Source organism: Candidatus Cryosericum odellii (genome assembly GCF_003570935.1).
GTDB lineage: Bacteria > Caldisericota > Caldisericia > Cryosericales > Cryosericaceae > Cryosericum > Cryosericum odellii.
The window spans coordinates 1-3,023 of record NZ_QXIU01000010.1; the positions used below are offsets into that span (position 1 = coordinate 1).

Annotated in this window: 2 protein-coding genes; both read left to right on the forward strand. The window is 55.3% G+C overall.

The window, feature by feature from the left end:
* The first annotated feature begins 88 nt into the window (after nucleotides 1-88).
* The gene (locus SMC5_RS00430; protein WP_119119150.1) at nucleotides 89-1,993 is read left to right on the forward strand and encodes a DNA gyrase/topoisomerase IV subunit B; all 1,905 of its coding nucleotides are present in this window, start codon (nucleotides 89-91) and stop codon (nucleotides 1,991-1,993) included.
* 17 nt (nucleotides 1,994-2,010) lie between these two features.
* Nucleotides 2,011-3,023 (forward strand): DNA gyrase subunit A (locus tag SMC5_RS00435; RefSeq protein WP_279386302.1); only part of this gene is annotated, 1,013 nt, incomplete at its 3' end.

A 3,023-nucleotide genomic window follows, 5' to 3' on the forward strand; every position in this document is an offset into this window, starting at 1 on the left:
TACGGAAAGGGCCTGAACCCTTGTTCCTGCATTGCATTTCCTCTGTTTCATGATACCATATAAGAGTCAGAAAACAGGAGGATTGCGCATGCAGGATTCCCAGTACACCGCAAGAGACATCAAGGTACTTGAAGGTCTGGAACATGTTCGAACCAGACCTTCAATGTATATAGGGTCGACCGACTCGCGTGGTCTGCATCATCTCGTGCAGGAAGTCGTGGATAACGCAATTGACGAATCCATGGCTGGCTTCTGCACCAAGATCGACGTTGGGCTCAGCGCAGACCACAAGACCGTCGACGTGCGCGACAACGGCCGCGGTATACCAACCGACATGCACCCCGTGCTGGGCATATCGGGTGTCGAGGTAGCTTTGACGCGCCTCAACGCCGGTGGCAAGTTTGACAAGAAGAGCTATCACGTCTCCGGTGGTTTGCATGGCGTCGGAGTCTCCTGCGTCAATGCTCTCTCGAACCGTCTCTACGTCGAAGTGACGCAGTGGGGAAAGGTGTTCCAGGAAGAGTTCAGTCGCGGCAAACCCATCTATCACCTCCGTGTCAAGGAGGAGGGCATTCCCGCTGGCGTTTCAGGCACATACGTGAGCTTTACTCCAGACGAAGAGATTTTTGGTGAGTTTATCTTTGATCCTGAGCGCATCGCCAAGCGTCTGCGCGAATTGGCTTTCCTGAACTCCGGGTTGGAAATCGACTTCGTCGACCACGCAACGGAAGAGGTCCAGGTCTTCAAGTATGACAAGGGGCTCATTGAATTCGTGCGATATATGAACGAAGGCAGTGAGGTCGTACCGCCGAATCCCGTGCATTTCATGCGAGATACGGAAGGTTTCTTTCTCGAGGTTGCCTTTCAGTACAACACCGGCTACAACGACCAGATGATCTCCTACGTCAACAATATCAATACTGTGGACGGTGGCGTCCATGAACTGGCCTTCAAGAATGCCTATACGCGCCTGTTCAACGCGAAGGCGCGGCAGGTGAAGCTGATGAAGCCCGAGGACAGTCTTGGCGGTGAGGACATTCGTGAAGGTCTCGTGGTCATCATCAACCTCCGCATCCCTGACCCGCAGTTTGAGGGCCAGACCAAGACGCGGCTTGGGAATGCTGATCTCAAGGGGCCCATGGAGGCCGCGGTCGAGGAAGAGGTGGAGCTGTACCTCGACAAGCACATCGATGAGTTCAAGGCAATGGCCAATAAGGCTGTCAGTGCGAAGCTTGCGCGTGAAGCGGCGCGCAAGGCTCGCGACCTCGTCCGCCGTAAGACCGAGCTGGACGGCGGACGCCTGCCGGGCAAACTTGCAGACTGCTCGTCCCAGGACCCGGCTGAATCAGAGCTCTACATTGTCGAGGGGGACTCTGCAGGCGGCAGTGCCAAGCAGGGCCGGAACCGGCGTACGCAGGCGATTTTGCCTCTGAGGGGCAAAATTCTCAACGTAGAGAAGGTCGGTATCCAACGAGCCCTCGAGAATGAGGAGATCAAGGCCCTCATTACTTCCATCGGCACGGGCGTCATGGACGATATCAAACTCGAGAAGCTGCGGTATCACAAGATCGTTATCATGACGGATGCCGATGTTGACGGAGCACATATCCGGACATTGCTGCTCACGTTCTTCTACCGCTACATGCGCCCGCTCGTTGTCAACCAGAATATTTACTTTGCTCAGCCTCCACTTTTTGCTGTCATTGATGGCAAGTCAACGCGCTATGCGTTCTCTGACGACGAACTTCGGACACTCCTGTCCCAAACGAAGGGTAAGCCTGATGTCCAGCGGTACAAAGGACTGGGAGAGATGAACCCTGAGCAGTTGTGGTCGACGACGATGGACCCGGAAACTCGCCTCATGGGACGTGTCACTTTGGAGGAAGCCGAGGAGGCTGAACGCATCTTCACGCTGCTCATGGGCGAGAAGGTAGAGCCTCGTCGTAAATTTATCATTGATCACGCGCGTGAAGTTTACAACTTGGACATTTGACGGAGTGAGGGACACTGATGCCAGAAAACGATAGAGTATTCAACGTCTACGTCGAGGAGGAGATGAAGAAGTCCTACCTCGAGTACTCCATGAGTGTTATCATCGGTCGAGCGCTGCCGGACTTCCGCGATGGTCTGAAGCCAGTGCATCGCCGTATCCTCTTCGCCATGTATGAACTAGGGTGTTTCTGGAACAAGCCGTACAAGAAGAGCGCCCGTATTGTTGGCGACGTCCTGGGCAAGTACCATCCTCACGGTGATACCGCTATCTACGATTCGCTGGTCCGCATGGCGCAGGAGTTCTCGCTCAGATACCCATTGATCGATGGCCACGGCAACTTTGGATCCATTGACGGCGATTCTGCTGCAGCCATGCGTTATACTGAGGTGCGGCTGGCTCCTGTCTCTGCACTCATGCTGGACGAGCTGGACAAGGAGATCGTCGAGTTCACGCCGAACTTTGACAACAGCCTGGAGGAACCGAGCATCCTTCCAGCCAAAGTGCCGCAGCTTCTACTCAACGGTTCCAGCGGAATCGCCGTCGGCATGGCCACCAACATCCCCCCTCACAACCTCGGCGAGCTGATCGATGCCCTGAAGTACATGTTGGACTGCCGGATCAGCAACGAACCTGAGGACCCTGCCCAGATCCGGTCGTTTATCAAGGGTCCCGACTTTCCGGGCGGTGGCCTCGTGGTTGGCACGGACGGTATCGACGAATACATCGCCACCGGTCGGGGCAATGTTGTCACGAGAGGAAAGTACACGATCGAGAAGGACGGTAACAAGACGCGATTCATCATTACAGAGTTGCCGTTTGAGGTGAATAAGGCCGAGTTCGTCCAGAAAGTCGCCAACCTGATGAAGGACAAGCGCCTGACCCAACTGTCTGACCTGCGTGACGAATCCAGCCGCGAGGGCATCCGGGTCGTGCTTGAGCTGAAGAAAGATGCGGTTCCGGAGCGAGTTGACCTGCTGCTGCGCAGACATACTCAGTTCCAGCAGCACTTCCACGTCAGCATGCTCGGAAT